This is a genomic window from Pedobacter polaris (assembly GCF_005116505.1).
GTDB classification, from domain to species: domain Bacteria; phylum Bacteroidota; class Bacteroidia; order Sphingobacteriales; family Sphingobacteriaceae; genus Pedobacter; species Pedobacter polaris.
Genome location: NZ_SWBR01000003.1, coordinates 125,041 through 140,516, shown reverse-complemented (window position 1 = coordinate 140,516; position 15,476 = coordinate 125,041). Strand labels below are relative to the sequence as shown.

Sequence of the window (15,476 nt, the reverse complement as noted above, 5' to 3'; positions counted from 1 at the left end):
TATAACTGGATAACAAGCTATGTATGTAACAAGTTATACAAAGGCTTAAGTAAATGTTATTTACCCATCAACCTTATAATTTTTCGAAGTGCAACTTCCAATGATTTTTGTGTTTCAACATAATTTTCGAATAGAACATTAAACCTTGAAATAACGACTTCAGAATAAATGCCTTGCCTATTCAAGGTGTTAGCATATTTAGCTAATTGATTTATATTGTTTCCAGAGCGACCTAATTCTTCTCCAATCACATCTAAAGCTTTTATTGCCTCTTTGGCATTAATCACAATTGAATTTGACTTATCTAAAGCTTTCCTGCGAACAATTTCTGTCTTTGTTAATCCTAGTGTCTTCTCTAATTCTTCAATTAATTTAAATTCCTCTTCATTAAAACGGACATCAATCTTTTTATTTCTTTTGCCAATTTCAAGCACAGGTCGCCCTTTTAACCTTTTTAAATCTTTCATAAATGTGGAATAGGAAATAGTGCTGCAGGCTAAAAGAAAACGAGTTGCGAGTTTTCTTAACCCCTTACTCCTACCAAACGAGGTACGAGACGGTAGGTGTAAGGCAAGATACTTTTTGTGGGATAAAAATGCATTTCGCATTTTTGTCTGACAAAAAGACATCTTGCAACCTAAAAAACGAAAATATAGCTATATAACTACTCCGCTTTAAAAGGTCTTTAATTATGTATTTGAAACCAACTTAGATACTATGAAATTTTTTGCTCGCTAAAGAAAAAATCAAATCTGTTATTTAAATAGCTTTATAACCATACAACTACATATCTAACTAACAATACAACAAGCTATATAAATATCAGTATATCTAAGCAACTATATAACAAGTTATATAAATGACTTGCTATCTTGTTATATTGTTATTTTCTTCTTTAACATCTAAGCTTTGCCAGGGCCTTAAATTATTAGCCATCAATTTCTCATTGTAATCTTTAAAACCTGCATAAAGATTTGAGCAATCTTTTGCAGTTGGGAAATTTTCTAATAATTTTTCGGTGATTTTTTTTCCAGTAGCATCGTTGTCTAAGAATAGTTCTATCTCAGAAAATTTTTCTTCCTTAATTTTCTGAATGGTTTTTTCAACCATAGCAGTTGAGTTCATAATTATGGACGTAGCTAAAGTACGATGCGGATTTTCTTTAATTGCAGATTGATAATCTAGCATTGCCTCAAAAACCTGTATTTGAAATCCAAATCCTTTGATAAAGGTTATATCCTTTTTTCCTAAGCAACCTTTAAAATATGGGTTTCTAATATCCCACCCACCGCTTTCATTTTGCCAACCTACACCAAAGTAATTTTTGCTTTCCCCTGCTTGGTTTTTTAGCTCATAATAAACTTCTCTTAAATTATGTTTATCACCAGTGTCCAATCCACGAGTTGAAAGATAATTAGTAATACTTGGATTACTACCTAAATCTTTAGTTTTAATGATATTGTAATTCTTAACTTCAATGTCATTTGTTTTAAAATTCTCATTTCTATTGGCAATGGGTAAAATTAATACTCCAGAGAATAAATCATTAATTCTTTGAACAACTGTTTTAACAGAAGCAGTGTTGTAATATAGAAGAGCCAAATCTATAAGGTTACCTCCTTTTCCCTCTCCGTGATCAAACCACTTTCCTTTTTTTTCATTCACACTGAAAGAGGCATCAGTATCACTGGCTCTAATTGGAGATAAATAAAAAGCCTCTGCTCCACTTCTATGCTTAGGCTCAATGCCCAATTTTTCTAAAAAATCAGCTATTGATACTTTTTCTTTTATTTCTGCAATGTTCATTTTTTTAAAAATTTTACCCATAAAAAAAAGTCCCACAAAATGGAGACTGAAAATATTCTATTTACTTACTTTGTTCTATCTTTAAGTTTCGTGTTTTTCTAACCCACTTAGCTTTTTAAATTCTTCTTCAATTTGAGTGCTTTTAGCCTGGCAACCTTCCATCCATAGCTTTCCATAATCAGCATTACGCCAAGAGAAAAAAATATTCGAAATATCCTTTGCCTGCTCTCCATTCCTGTACTTTACAAATAAAGTTCGACTTCTTTTTTTTTAGAAAGCACCTGGATCAAATACACCACTAAAAGTTTTTTAGGTTTCAAATACTTGCCGAAAAGCAGTATTTATTATATATTATTTATTTATATTTATATATATTGGTCGCAATAGCCGACAGCAAACCCCTCTCAATTCCTTTTTAAGCTCATTTAAAGCCGCAATGTTCGACAGTGATACCAGAAAGTCGCAATGTACGACAACAAGGTCGCAATGTCCGACAGGAAAACCTTAAAAAGTCGCAATGTCCGACAACAAAACGCTGTAAAGTCGCAATGTCCGACAGCAGATTTAAAAAAAGTCGCAATGTTCTACAGCAAAATGATTTTTCCCGACAGCAAAGTCACAATGTTCGACAGCAAAATTAATTTTTTGCGATTAAAATATCGCCTGATAGAATCAATTCTATTGCAAAAGCTTTTGTTATTTTCAGATTTAAACATTGTAAATAAGCATCTGCCAAAACTTTAGCTTTATCTTCTAAATGATATTCATTATTAGCTAACCAGTTCTGAAAAGGGGCAGGATTATCATCCGTTGCCATTTCAGTAAACTCTGCTCTAAAAACATACTTTAAGTTAATCATTAACCTATTATAAAATGAATGATCAGCCAACAATTCCTTTTGACCTTGAAGATGATTAAAAGTTAATTTAACCATATAATTACTTTTCCCAACAAACTCAAAAATGAATTTAAATTCACTTTCTTGTATTTTTTGTAGTACCCTAGTTAAACTTAATTTTTTGTGTTTGGGTAATTGGCTCTGAATACTAGCATAATCACATAAACGATCTAATGGAACAATTACAGAATTACTATTCTCATTATTGGTTGTTAAAAGAATATGGTTCATTTTAAATAGATAGAGTAACAGGCTCTGTCTAGTCTCCCCCCCTTTGCCTTTACCTACCTTTTTATATATTTCCGTGTTAATGTTATAATACCTCCTTAAAAAGCCATCTAACAACTCATTTGACACCCTTACCTCATATTGCTTTAATTCATTTTTCTTCCTATCAAAATTTAATTTCAAATCAATCAAAATAGGGAAGTTTTTCATATGAATAACTTCTTCCCCTTCTTTATATTCATATTTTCTAGAAAAAATGATATTCCTTTCAAGCATTAAATAAAGTGCATAATCAAAAACGGTTTCAAACTTATAACCTTGAATAATTGGGACTTTAATTTTAGTATTTTTAAAAATGGGATGTTTGATTGCAAGATCCTGCCGATGGCGACCTGTTGCTTTGCAAAAATCTAACATAGTAAATCTGGTATAACCAAATAAATCAAATTTTATCTGTTTGGTAATAAAAACTATGAAATCTTGCACTAAGCCAGAATGACTATCAAAGCTCCGCTCAATATCTTTTAAGTTATCAGCAACAGCCCTATCTATCCGGCTAATCGTTTTATTATCCATAAGTTTAACTGGTATTTATTAGATAGATCTTTATTTTACCGTTTCGACCTTATTTAGTCATCATCAGATACGGAAAAACCGTATGACGGTAGAGATTATTACCATAACCATAGCGTTGCGAGGCTATTAGCCCCCTTACATCTTCCATTCGCTCCGAGTATGATGCTAGATACTTTCAACCAGCTGGGCGGTGCTTGCTCTAGCACACAGAGATATGTTTTATTAGCCCATAACGGCATTAGCACCTTTGTAAATAGAGAGCCTAACTATTATTTCTTATTTAAATAGCCTATAATGCTATTTTTTGAATAACGAGTGCCCTTTCCGCTACCTCGCTTTATTATTTCTTTAGAACTAGCTAATTCGCTTAATTTTGTAGATTTACATCCGATACGGTTCATGGCTTTTTCGCCATTCATCCACTCATCTTCATCACTATTTTTTACTATGTTTTTAAATTCACTTATTAAATCAGCCTTAAATCTATTTAAAGCATTATTAAGCTCCTCTCTAGTTAAAATCTCGATTTCCATAGCATTTTCTTAATGGCTTAATTCGTATTTTAACCCTGTTACGGCAAATAGAATTTCCCTTGCTGCCTGAATTATCTCTAAATCTTGGTTGTTGGGCATTTGCATAATTTGGTAATGAACCTGAGACCTGGATTTACCTGTCCGTATCTCGACCATTTTCCACATACCACGCGGTGCGTTATGTCTTAAATAAAGAAGTTCCACTTGCGATGCCTCCTGTATATCAATTGAAATAGTGTCTTCCATTTGTATTTTGTAACTTAGTATCTATAATAAACTCGCATCATTACCCAAAGAAATTATGCATATTTGAGTAATCATCTTTGCTGAACACAAATCTATATAGAAATCTATATAAAACAAGTATTTTATATAGATTTCTATAAAAATAAACGTTAATGACTGAAAATCAGGCTATTAAATTTATTAGAAAACAACTGGGACTAGACCAAGAAAGGTTTGCGGTTGCTTTAGAAATGAAACAAGGTTCAATATCTGATATTGAACGTGGGAAAGCCGCTGTATCTTCTAAATTAAAAGATAAGCTAAGTAAGGTATTCTATATAGATATAGATTTTATAGAAGGTAAAAGCACTTCAATGCTAATTGAATCTAAAACATTAGATGAAATAAAATATCCCTCAAAAGATAAAGAACCAAGCGATAGCGCCGAGATTGATAAATTAAAATTAGAATTGTTGAATAAAAATGAGGTTATCAGTTCTAAAGATAAAATCATTGATATAAATGAACGATATATTTCTGCTCTCGAAAGAGAAAATGCAGAATTGCGCCAACGATTAGAAAATCAATTAGGATTAAAAACCAAGTTTAAAAAACCCGAATCATTTAGGCCTGCCTCTAAAGATTGATTTCTTTCTCTCAATGTTTTGTTTTCTCTTTCTAAGAAACGAACATATCGCTCCAAATGAGTTAAATAATTTTCATTTGTCTTTTCACATTCTTCGGTTAGAATAATATTATTATAATTCCTATTTTTCATAATGCCGCCTAGATAACACAACAAATAAAAAGCAAAAAAGACAGTGTACCAATACGCAGAACAACGTATTCTTGTATAAAACCACTACGTTTGATTACGTATTTTTAACGTAATTTTGGTGTATATACAACGTAGAGGTTAATTCTCCCTTACTTTTTAACGTTAACTTTATTAAAAATCGCTGCAGCATGCGTTGTCAACGTTCGCTCTGAGAGAAACAAAATATCGGCAATTTCCTTATACTTTTTTCCTTCAATAATTAACTTTGCAACTTCAATTTCTCTAGTGTTAAGCTTAAAATAAATTAAATCATTTGGATAATATTTTCATTGTTAATCACTTTATGAATTTGAGCGCTTAATAAAACTAGATGAGCATTTTTATTATCGGCAGCCATCTTTTTTACAAATAATAAGTTAATAATTACAAAGCCAAGGTCGCGTTGCCTTTTGCGATATAGTAAAACTAGCGCTAAACCGCTTCCCGCGACGTTTCCCAGCAATCCCCAGACCATTAGCGAACATTTAAAGAAGAGACGGATGGATCTAGGACTGTTGCAGGCTGACGTTGCAAGGCGATTGAACGTATGCGACGAGTCAATAGGCAATTGGGAGAATGGCCACAGCAAGCCCCAGACACTTCTACCCGCTCATCATCTCGTTCCTGGGGCATAACACCCTTGAGTCCAAGAATGCCTCGGTCGAGGAGAAGATTTACGGCTACAGGTGCACGAACGGATTGAGCAATAAACGGTTGGGGAAACTGCTCTACGTTGATGGCTCAACAGCCCAAGCCTGGGAGTAAGGGAAAAGACCAGCGCTCTTAAAATGCTGATGTTATTGAACAAGTGCTAAAAAGCTAAGCCACTCGTTCGAATGGCTTTAATTTTCGCCCCTATTGTCGATTATCTTGGTGACATTTCTAAAGAACCTTTGCAGCAGGGAACTGTTTTCGGTAATGATTTCAGCATCCGCATTCATCCCGTTTTTCAGAATTATCTTTCTTTCAGGATCTTTATTTTCGAATCGGTCGAACTGTATTTTAGCTAAAAAGACACTATCCTTGTAGGCGACATCTGACACATGGCTTAAGGTGCCCCTTATCAGGCCGTATTGTTCAAACGGGTAGCTTCTCATCTTAACCAAAGTCCTTTCGCCTAGGCGAATCTTTCCCATGTTGTACTGGGGAATCTGCACTTCCCCAAAGTAGTCCGTATTCCCAGGGTTAACTATGAAGACTTCTTGGTTAGTCATGACATTCTGATTTTCCTGGATGATTCCTGCATAGCTCAATCTTCCGTCTGAAGGAGATCGCAATATATACCTCAATACCCACGCGTCAGTTTCGGTTATGAATTTGTTTAATGCCTGCACGAAATTGGATTGTTGTTCAGTGATTATGTTATCAAGCTCTAACAATTCCTTCTCTTTGGAATTATAGCTGCTGGTATTGTTTAATAGGGCCGTTTCCGTTTGCTGCAAGGGATATTTTGCAGACAAGAACTTGTTTTCCTGTTGTGCAAACTCGCTCCTGGAGATGACCTTTTTCTGATAGAGCTTTTGGTACGAGTTAAATTCCGCCTCAATGTTTTCAAATTCTTGCCGTTGAACCGCCTGCTGCTTTGCTATGTGAGCCTTGAGCAACAGTATGTCCTTCAGGTCCTTTTCTAAAAAGGCCCTCTTGTTAAGATAGTAGCCGTTCTTTTTTGTCGCGGCATACTGCATGAACTCCAAATTAAACGCCTGAAACGAACTTTGCAGCTCTCCTAAGTTTAACTTGACGGGCAACGGTTCCGTACTCACATTTTTTTGCATTGATAGATCGTTTTGTAAGCGCCTTAAGAATTTTGACAGGTCTAAGATGTCTTCAGGACTTCCCGTGCTTTCAAGATAAGCCAATGGCTGATTTTCCTTCACCATTCGCCCGTCTTTTACCAACAAGGCCATTAGTTTTCCGCCTTGGTACGATAATACTGATTTCGGAGCGTTGAGGCTGCTTACTTTCAAGGTGACCTTTACCACATCGGGGTACTCAATGAGCGAGGAGGCAACGATGATGGCTCCCAGGATGGCAAAGACCAGGCTAATGCCCCACCTGATTATCCACGAAGGCACCGAAGTGATAATTTCCTGCACCTCGTCGCTTCTTTTCTCCCTCTCGTAAAGATAAGACCCAGTTTCTATATGTTCCTTTAATTCCATCTCGATGGTTATGCACTAAGTTCCAACTGATTCTTAACCAACATGTAATACTCGCCTTTCAATCGGGTCAGTTCCGAATGGGTGCCCTGTTCGATTATTTTGCCTTTATCTAGCACTATGATGTTGTCTGCGTTCTTGACAGTGCTCAACCTATGGGCAATAACGACGACGGTTCTGCCTTTAAAAAAAGTGTCCATGTTTTCCATGATCACCTTCTCGTTGATTGCATCCAATGCGTTTGTTGCTTCGTCAAAAAATATATACTCAGGGTCTTTGTAAACTGCTCGAGCGATAAGTATCCGCTGGCGCTGCCCCTGGCTTATTCCATTGCCTTCCGCTCCGATCTTTGTGTTCAGGCCGAGAGGGAGGCCTTCAATAAATTCGCCAACGTTTGCAACCTTAATAGCATGTTGCAATCTTGCCGCTTCTGGATGTTCGTCCTTAACCGCTATGTTTCTTGCTATGGTATCCGAAAAGATAAAACCGTCCTGCATCACGATACCGCACTCGCCCCTCCAGAATCGATACCCGATCTGATTGAGATAGACAGAGCCAACCTTGATTTCGCCCTTCTGCGGCTCATAAAAGCGCAACAACAGTTTTAAAACCGTTGTCTTACCGCTTCCGCTCATTCCAACAATTGCAGTGGTCTTTCCATGGGGAATCGAAAGGCTGATGCCTGATAGTACGGGTTCGTTCCCAGCCCCTGGATATGTAAATGAAATGTTCTTTAATGCGATTGTCCTGTCCGTCGGCAATTCCTTCATGAAAGTTTTATCCACGGGTTCTTCATCATCCATCCCGTGTATCTCATTGAGGCGTTCCAGACTGATCTTGGCGTCCTGGAACTGCTGCAGGAAGCCCAACATCTGTTCGATTGGGCTGTTCAGCTGCCCCACAATATATTGAACGGCCATCATACCGCCTAGCGTTAACTGCCCGTCTATAACCGCTTTTGCAACAATGAACGTTATAATGATGTTTTTCCCCTCGTTTATGAAAAATGTTCCCGCTTGCTGTATCTGCCCCAACGACAAACTCTTTATACTAAACCTGAACAGCCCTGCCTGAATCCGCTCCCATTCCCAGCGTTTCTGCTGTTCACAATTGTTCAGCTTGATTTCCTGCATTCCGTTTACCAGCTGCACGATCGAGCTTTGGTTTTTAGACGAAATATCAAAACGCTTAAAATCGAGCACCCTTCGTCTCTTTAAAAAAAATATTACCCACAGCGCGTAAAGGACGGAGCTGACCAGAAAGATAAAAAAGATTGTGGTGTTATACCACGTCAACACCACAGCGAAGATAACAAGATTGAACATGGAGAAGACGACATTCAGGGTCGAACCGGTCAGAAAGCTTTGGATACGCCCCTGATCGTTCATGCGCTGCATGATATCGCCGGTCATTTTGGTGTCGAAGTAACCCATTGGCAGTTTCATCAGTTTTATGATAAAATCTGTCAAGATTGAGATATTGATGCGTGTGCTGATATGGAGCAGGATCCATGAACGGATAAACTCAACGGACATTCTTCCCAAAAACAGCATGCTCTGGGCAATGAGGATGATGTAGATGAAATTCAGGTTTCGGGTATTGATGCCTGTGTCCACCAGGCTTTGGGTAAGGAACGGAAGGATTAGCTGTAAAAGGCTCCCCACGCCCAGGCCAATAAACAACTGTAGGATTAATTGGCGATAGTTACGCAGGTACCCAAAAAGATAAGCCAAGCCCAATTTCTGCTCCTTATCTCCCTCATGCAGGTAGAATTCTGGCGTTGGCGCAAGGGTTAAAACAATCCCTTCATTTTCGCCATTGTTCTTTGTCCCCCAGTTCTGTAAAAACTCACTTTCTGTATAAGTGAGCAGTCCTTTGCCGGGATCAGCAACATGATAATACTTTTTCTTTATGCAATAAAGAACCACAAAGTGATTTTGCCTCCAATGAAGGATGAGGGGGTATTCGAGGCCTGTCAAAGACTCAAAGCTCACCGTTGCACCGGTCGTCCGGAAGCCGATTTTTTCGGCGGCCTCACTAATGCCCAATAAGGAAACCCCTTCTTTGTTTAGGCCACAGATCTCCCGCAGTCTCTGCAGACTGAAATTTTTCCCGTAATGCTTTGCGATCATACGCAGGCAGGTAGGGCCACAGTCCATCTGGTCGGGTTGCTTATAGTATGGGAAAGCTTTAGGAGGCATACAACTATTATATCAATATCTAGGGGCGGATTATCCCACCATGTTTATAGCAAAAAGTCTTTTAATAGCATTTGTTTCCGTAATCCATAACCTTTGAAGGTGTTTTCAACGATAGTTTTAAACTGCTGATAGGTCACTTGTTTTCCTCTTTTAGGTGGGACAATCCCTTGATTGGCCTTTTCAGTAACTTTAATCGCGAACCATGTAACGTTCTCATACGGCAACGCAAGACCCAAAATCATACCAGGCAGACCCGTGAAAGATTCTGGGCCCGAGGCTATGGGTATTTCGTTGGTATAAAAGGCAACCACATACAAAGAATCCATCACAAGCCCATTGGCCCTCCTGCAATGAAACCCCGCAATCTCCCTCGTTTCATTCGTAATCTTCCATTTTATTGAACGAAGGCTATCCTTCACTAAAAAAAGCTCGTCGAGCATTTTCTTTTCAGTAGTGTTTGTGTTCGTCGAAAAATCGCTGTAAACGGTATTAATCTGGTCACTGATGCTTTTGCCATTCCATAAATTTTCATTAGGGTCACCAGTATATTTCATCGGAACGAACAATGTACGTGATTTGGAAAATGTTAAAGTGCTTCCTAATTTCAAGAACTGCTGATGGGAACCCTTATAGCGGGTAAATTGATCCTGCCATATGCTATTTGGCTCATATGACTTGATTATCTTATTAATAACTGCGTATTTATTCACGGTCTTCTCGAATTCAATGACCCCCTCGGTTACCAAGATGGGGCTTTGCCCAAAAACTACTGTACAGAAAAAACAAGGAAACAAAAGGAAAATTATTCTATTTATATGCATTTAATTAGTTTTTAAAGTCCCGAACTTGCTAAAGTCCCACATCAAGGAGAGCATTACATACCGTTTGATCGTGGAATAGGTTGTTTGTGTGAGCACCGTGCCATATGCTGCTCTCGTAAAGCCGTTATTTTGGTTCAGTAGGTCATTTACCGAAATGGAAAATTTAACATTTTCTTTTTCTAGAAACTTTTTGCTTATCGTTGTGTTAATCAGAAAAAGGCTGTAGTCCCGCTTGAACGCAGGTGTCTTTGCCTGATAAACGTAATTTCCATTGGTAGTGATGGCAAGGCTTTTAAATATGTTAATCGTTGCCGACGCGTCGCCATTAAAGCTAAAGCCGCTGTTATCGAACTGCCTGCTTAACGTAGCTTTGCTGACAGCATATGAGGGGCGCAGGTTTAAGGAAAAATTATACTTTTTTAATTTGTATTTAAACAGGTTCAGTCTAGCGCTATAGACTTGGGCCTTTCTCTTATTGATCATGAAATTGGATAATCCATAATCGTTTGTTTCACTAAAGCCCATTGAGAAAAGAGTATTCAATTCAAGAGGTTTTATTAATTTGCTATACGTTCCCTCCACGTTAAAGTTCGTGCCTTCCCCTTCGGTATAGTTAACGGATTGATACGTAGTAACACCCTCAGTATTTGTTACGAAACTGTTTATCAAAGGGTCTTTAATTAAGGAGAACTGGGCGGTGATGACTATATTCCTCTTGGTCAGTGGTTTGGATAGCACATAATATAGGCTAATCGAATGCCTGTAGGAAGGGAACAGATCAGGGTTTCCTGTAAAGATATTCAAGGGATCGATATTCGTTTTTACGGGCTGTATCTGGTCGATTGTAGGCTGAATGGGCGTCCCCCTGTAATCCAGCCTGAAAGTCTTTTTATCGGTGTTTTTAATATAGATAGCTGAAGGGATGTAGTTCGTGAATCGGCGTTTGTAGTTTACATCTGTGTAAAGATCTAATTGTGAAAAACGAATGTCAGAAAGTTCATTTCCAAGGCGCATGGTTTCCTGGCCTTTGTTGTAGGATAATACCGCTTCTACTTTTTGGGAAAGTTCATTCAGTTCGTAATCATTGCTGTATTGAAAATCTACCTGATCGTATACACCCGTTGTAGACTGGTTGTACGAAATCCTGGTCGAGGTACTATTTGCAAATCCCACACCATAGCTGGAAATCAATGAGAGATATTTTGAAAGAGGTTCGGTATAGCTGATGTTGCCACCGAGGATTTCGTTTTTCAATGCCCAGGTTTTTTTCTGATTGACAATCTCTGTTTTCGAGATATTCCCCTGCGGGGTATAGAAATCATTTTGTGCTCCAAGAAAACCGGTAGTATTGCTTTTATTGGCTGATTGATTAAGTTGTAGAGATATCGTTCGCCGAGGTGTTTTAAATTTTTTTGTATACAGTTCACTGGCATTGAACATATTCTGTTCATCAACGGAATTAAGCGATCGTTGACCAACATTTAGCTTGGCAAGGCCGTCTCCCACTGTTATAGAACTGAAAGTATTTCCCGACTCATTCTTTTTATGCGTTCCGTCTATGCTGATTTTCAATGTCGAAGCACTGTCTAGTTTGGCAAAGTATGTTCCGTCAATCTTACTTCTAAAGGAATATTTTTCAAACACCTGGTCAGAAGTCGTTACTTGGATAGCCGAGGGCAATTCGTTTCTGGAGATTGCGTTCCTAAGGCCTTCAACCGATACCGAGCCGATCAAAAAATTCGTGTTGATACTTTGCCTATCCTTGTCCCACTTTGAATCATAATGAACCCCTGCCGTGCGCGCAATAGGATTGCCCTGTCCATTGTACCGTTCGGTACCAAGATCTTCATCACTAGTTCTCAATGAAACTAAAACACCTCTTAAGAAGAGATTATTGTTAACGGCATTAATGCCATATTTGTCGTTTTCAGAGCTGCTTAGTCCGAGTTTTCCTGTATTGGCAAGGTTTCCAAAGACAGAAAATTTTGACTTGTCACGAAACAGATTAAACATGAATTGCTCCTGATAGTATTGCTTCGTGCCGTAGGAGGCAGTCGCCTGGCCGAAATAGCCCTTCTTTTTATCTTCCTTGAGTGTCACGTTGATCGTCTTGGTCTTGATGCCATCATCAATTCCGGTAAAGGTTGCCTGATCACTTTTCTTATCATAAATCTGAATGGTTTTGACCATGTCTCCTCTGATGTTTTTTGTAACGAGGGTAGGATCGTCCCCAAAGAACTCTTCTCCATCGACTAAAACCTTCCCAATCTTCTGTCCATATGCGGTGATCCTGCCAAAATTGTCTACTTGTAGTCCAGGTATCTGACGCAATAGGTCTTCGACCTTTGCATTTTTTTCTATTACGAAAGACTTTGCATCATATTGCAGGGTGTCCCCGTTGATGATTAAACCAGAACCTGTTCCCTTAATCACTACCTCTTGCAATACCTTGATGGTAGGGGAAAGTTTGACCACTCCTAGGTCAAGCGACTTATGAATGGAATCCAACACGAAATGCTCAACATAATCAACATAGGTGGGATAGTTGACCATGACAATGAAATTTCCCTTGGGCATGGTGTTAAAAGCGAGCGTACCATCTGAAGACGTCCACCCGTAACGCACCAGTATAGAATCCGCTGAATTCAGTATGCTGACACTTGCATTAGCTATATCCTTTTGGGAAAAGGCATCAACTACATGAATCCTAGCACTATAACGGTCCTGTCCTCGCACAGCACTAGCAATCAGGACATATAATAAACAGCAAATAAAACCTTTTTTAAGCATTCACATCAATTTGTAGTCTAAGATATACAATACCAGTCGGATCCTGGAAAAGTTAAACCCTAAAAGATTATAATAAAAGATTATAATGCCTCTAGGGTTTAATGAATTTATGATATGCTTTTCACATCACCACATTTTACTTCAGTTGGATTTCCTTCAGCATCGGTTCCAGTACATCCCACACCATCAGTTGCGGTACAAGTACCATGGCATACTGCATCTGATTTTCCTTCACATTTCGCAGAACAGAATGCGCCACCACCTCCGCCTCCAGGGACTTCTCCGCCCATCACTTTTTTCATCTCAGCCTTGCTGAGCAAGTTAACTTTTTTCATTTTTTGTTTTTTTACGTTGTGATTATTCGATTTGGTTTGCAGAACACGATTTAGTGTAAGTTTCGTTTAGAGAATCCGTCCCTGTACAGCCCACACCATCAGTTGCGGTACATGTTCCTTGACAGGTCACAGACTTTTCGCCACACATGGCAACACAAACGCCGGTACCGCCTCCTCCAGGGACTTCTCCGCCCATCACTTTTTTCATCTCAGCCTTGCTGAGCAAATTGACTTTTTTCATTTTTAAAAGTTTAACTTTGTTTATTGAATTTTTTGTAATCCAATCACGCAGGATTACTTCCGCGATACCAATTAGACGTTGGTATTCGTTTTGGGGCAGTACGTTTGCAACCGGCTGCCCCTTACTTCTGCCATCTCAACACTGAAATGGCCCAGTTCCGTTATGATAAGAAATATTTGATGTCTTCTAGGCGATATGGCTCAGGGAGTTTATAGCCATTGAGAAAAATTGTTGGGGTATACTCTATTTCAGCAACATCGCACCACTCGTTTTGAATTTGCATAATATTTTTCATCTCTTCCCCTACCGTTATAGGATATTTTTCTGCCCAAGATTTGTAATCTTTTTGCGCCGATGAATACCATTCATTCATTGCATTTTCAATCACATCCTCACTACTTAATGCACACAAATGCCGAGAAACTTTGGTTCTAAGGTCACTATCAGTATTGGCTGTCAGGAATATTACTTTCAATTGGATATCTTCCCGATGCTTAATCCATCCGTCGATAAGCTGATGAGCTTTTGCGCATGGCCCGCAGAACGGGTTGCTCACCATGGTAATTGTTGTTTCCGCTTTTGGGTTCCCTAGTACTATCGGTCTCAAATCATTACTAATTGCATATTTTGGCTGGTTTTTGAGGGCTTGATGGAATAGGTCATAGTTATACTTAAATGTTTTTAATTGGCTTTTCACCGACTTAAGTTGACTTGCTTTCAGTATGATTGGCTTTACATAAGCCCAAATAAGAACTGGAAGCAGCAGGCTGACTAAAAGGCTAGATATGGCATTGAGAGAAAAACCAAACGATAAAAGGTCAAAGCTATAATGTGAAAGCCAGAATGTAACAGCTTCTAACAATAATAATAGCTGCACCGCACAACAGAGTACGCACCAGTTTTTAGCACGATATTGGTACGTGACCGAATAAATGGTATAGGGCAACGCCAACAAGTTTACGAGGGGCAGAAGGGGCATTAGAGGATCAAGAACCAAAAGCAGAAAAGAACACGAAAAATACATTAGGCCAACGTCGCTCCATGTGAGCCACGAAGTAAGCTTTGCTGCGTCAGATTTCAGGATTGCATTACAGTCGTTCTTGCCCCCAAGACCGCACAGATTTTTTATAAAGGGGTTGTTGCTATTAATGCTTTGGATAACCAACAGCATGCTTATCGCAAGACCTAACAACTTGATAGAGCCAAGTAGAGCGATAGGCAGGTGTATGGTTGTGTTTGCAACGCCCCAACAAATTATGGTAACCAGCAACAAGAAGGTGGCTGGTACTTTGGCACTTTCTAAAGATGACTTAACCAGGTTCGACAAATAATTTTGCTCTCCACTAGAATCATCAGCAGTAGCGTGAAGAGCAATGCCATCCCATCTGCTTAAGAACTCATTCCTGGCAATCTTGCTTTCGCTATTACTCTCATTTTTATAAAATACAGCTGTGTCTGTGATTGAGGTAACGAGCATAAAACGCCCCCCTTTTTCTGGCAGGTGAGCCAAAAAAGGAAATAGCATATCCGTTTCGGTAAATGCAGCTTTATCGATCAAATACGATTGATTCCGGAGGCCCCAGTCGGAGAGGCAATCACTTACTGATAGTAGGCTAGGATATTCGGGATGATCTTCCAAGCATTCGGCAACACTTCGGTGGGTAACCTTGACCTTCAAGGTTTTAATTAGGTTAAATACCGTTGCTTCTAAGTTACTTTTTATCATAATTACCTGTTCCACTAGGAGGTAAGAGTTCAATTAGATTATAATCCTAGCAGGCTTAAAACGAAAGTATATATCTTTTTTCACCAAAAAAATCTTTTTCACGAACAGGCATATTGTATA

Annotated in this window: 15 protein-coding genes; 2 read left to right on the top strand and 13 right to left on the bottom strand. The window is 38.6% G+C overall.

What is annotated here, in order from left to right; translation table 11 throughout:
• Positions 1–56: 56 nt before the first annotated feature.
• The 5 genes from FA048_RS12665 to FA048_RS12645 form a co-directional block, all read right to left on the bottom strand.
• A complete protein-coding gene (locus FA048_RS12665) occupies positions 57–467 on the bottom strand; it encodes a plasmid mobilization protein (protein WP_136841551.1) in 411 nt (136 codons plus the stop codon).
• A 400-nt stretch (positions 468–867) separates the two neighbouring features.
• A complete protein-coding gene (locus tag FA048_RS20185; protein ID WP_136841549.1) occupies positions 868–1,806 on the bottom strand; it encodes a toprim domain-containing protein in 939 nt (312 codons plus the stop codon).
• Between the two features lie 637 nt (positions 1,807–2,443).
• Positions 2,444–3,508, bottom strand: coding sequence for a hypothetical protein (locus tag FA048_RS12655; protein ID WP_136841547.1), 1,065 nt, complete (start codon positions 3,506–3,508; stop codon positions 2,444–2,446).
• Between the two features lie 269 nt (positions 3,509–3,777).
• Positions 3,778–4,041: a hypothetical protein gene (locus FA048_RS12650; RefSeq protein ID WP_136841544.1), complete on the bottom strand. Its 264-nt coding sequence runs from the start codon at positions 4,039–4,041 to the stop codon at positions 3,778–3,780.
• Between the two features lie 9 nt (positions 4,042–4,050).
• Positions 4,051–4,287, bottom strand: a complete 237-nt coding sequence (locus FA048_RS12645; protein ID WP_136841542.1) for a hypothetical protein — start codon at positions 4,285–4,287, stop codon at positions 4,051–4,053.
• A gap of 152 nt (positions 4,288–4,439) precedes the next feature.
• Here FA048_RS12645 and FA048_RS12640 point away from each other — a divergent pair, with 152 nt between their 5' ends.
• Positions 4,440–4,913 carry a helix-turn-helix domain-containing protein gene (locus FA048_RS12640; RefSeq protein ID WP_136841541.1) on the top strand — a complete coding sequence of 158 codons (474 nt, stop codon included), beginning with the start codon at positions 4,440–4,442 and terminating at the stop codon, positions 4,911–4,913.
• 280 nt (positions 4,914–5,193) lie between these two features.
• Here FA048_RS12640 and FA048_RS20095 read toward each other — a convergent pair whose 3' ends face one another.
• Positions 5,194–5,349, bottom strand: coding sequence for a response regulator transcription factor (locus tag FA048_RS20095; protein WP_136842428.1), 156 nt, complete (start codon positions 5,347–5,349; stop codon positions 5,194–5,196).
• A gap of 144 nt (positions 5,350–5,493) precedes the next feature.
• Between FA048_RS20095 and FA048_RS20090 the strand changes: the two genes are divergently transcribed.
• On the top strand, positions 5,494–5,718 hold the full coding sequence (locus FA048_RS20090; RefSeq protein ID WP_394347489.1) for a helix-turn-helix transcriptional regulator: 225 nt from the start codon (positions 5,494–5,496) through the stop codon (positions 5,716–5,718).
• Between the two features lie 207 nt (positions 5,719–5,925).
• Here the strand turns inward: FA048_RS20090 and FA048_RS12625 are convergent, their stop codons facing one another.
• The 7 genes from FA048_RS12625 to FA048_RS12595 form a co-directional block, all read right to left on the bottom strand.
• A complete protein-coding gene (locus tag FA048_RS12625) occupies positions 5,926–7,245 on the bottom strand; it encodes an HlyD family secretion protein (RefSeq protein WP_136841537.1) in 1,320 nt (439 codons plus the stop codon).
• 8 nt (positions 7,246–7,253) lie between these two features.
• Entirely contained in the window at positions 7,254–9,443 is a 2,190-nt protein-coding gene (locus FA048_RS12620; protein WP_136841535.1) for a peptidase domain-containing ABC transporter, read from the bottom strand.
• A 44-nt stretch (positions 9,444–9,487) separates the two neighbouring features.
• Complete coding sequence (locus FA048_RS12615) at positions 9,488–10,264, bottom strand: GLPGLI family protein (protein WP_136841533.1); 777 nt, start codon at positions 10,262–10,264, stop codon at positions 9,488–9,490.
• Positions 10,265–13,054, bottom strand: a complete 2,790-nt coding sequence (locus tag FA048_RS12610; RefSeq protein ID WP_136841531.1) for an outer membrane beta-barrel protein — start codon at positions 13,052–13,054, stop codon at positions 10,265–10,267. It lies immediately after the preceding gene.
• A gap of 107 nt (positions 13,055–13,161) precedes the next feature.
• Positions 13,162–13,389 carry a hypothetical protein gene (locus FA048_RS12605; RefSeq protein WP_136841529.1) on the bottom strand — a complete coding sequence of 76 codons (228 nt, stop codon included), beginning with the start codon at positions 13,387–13,389 and terminating at the stop codon, positions 13,162–13,164.
• A gap of 22 nt (positions 13,390–13,411) precedes the next feature.
• Positions 13,412–13,615 carry a hypothetical protein gene (locus FA048_RS12600; RefSeq protein ID WP_136841527.1) on the bottom strand — a complete coding sequence of 68 codons (204 nt, stop codon included), beginning with the start codon at positions 13,613–13,615 and terminating at the stop codon, positions 13,412–13,414.
• 175 nt (positions 13,616–13,790) lie between these two features.
• Positions 13,791–15,356 carry a thioredoxin domain-containing protein gene (locus FA048_RS12595; protein WP_136841525.1) on the bottom strand — a complete coding sequence of 522 codons (1,566 nt, stop codon included), beginning with the start codon at positions 15,354–15,356 and terminating at the stop codon, positions 13,791–13,793.
• Between the last annotated feature and the right edge of the window lie 120 nt (positions 15,357–15,476).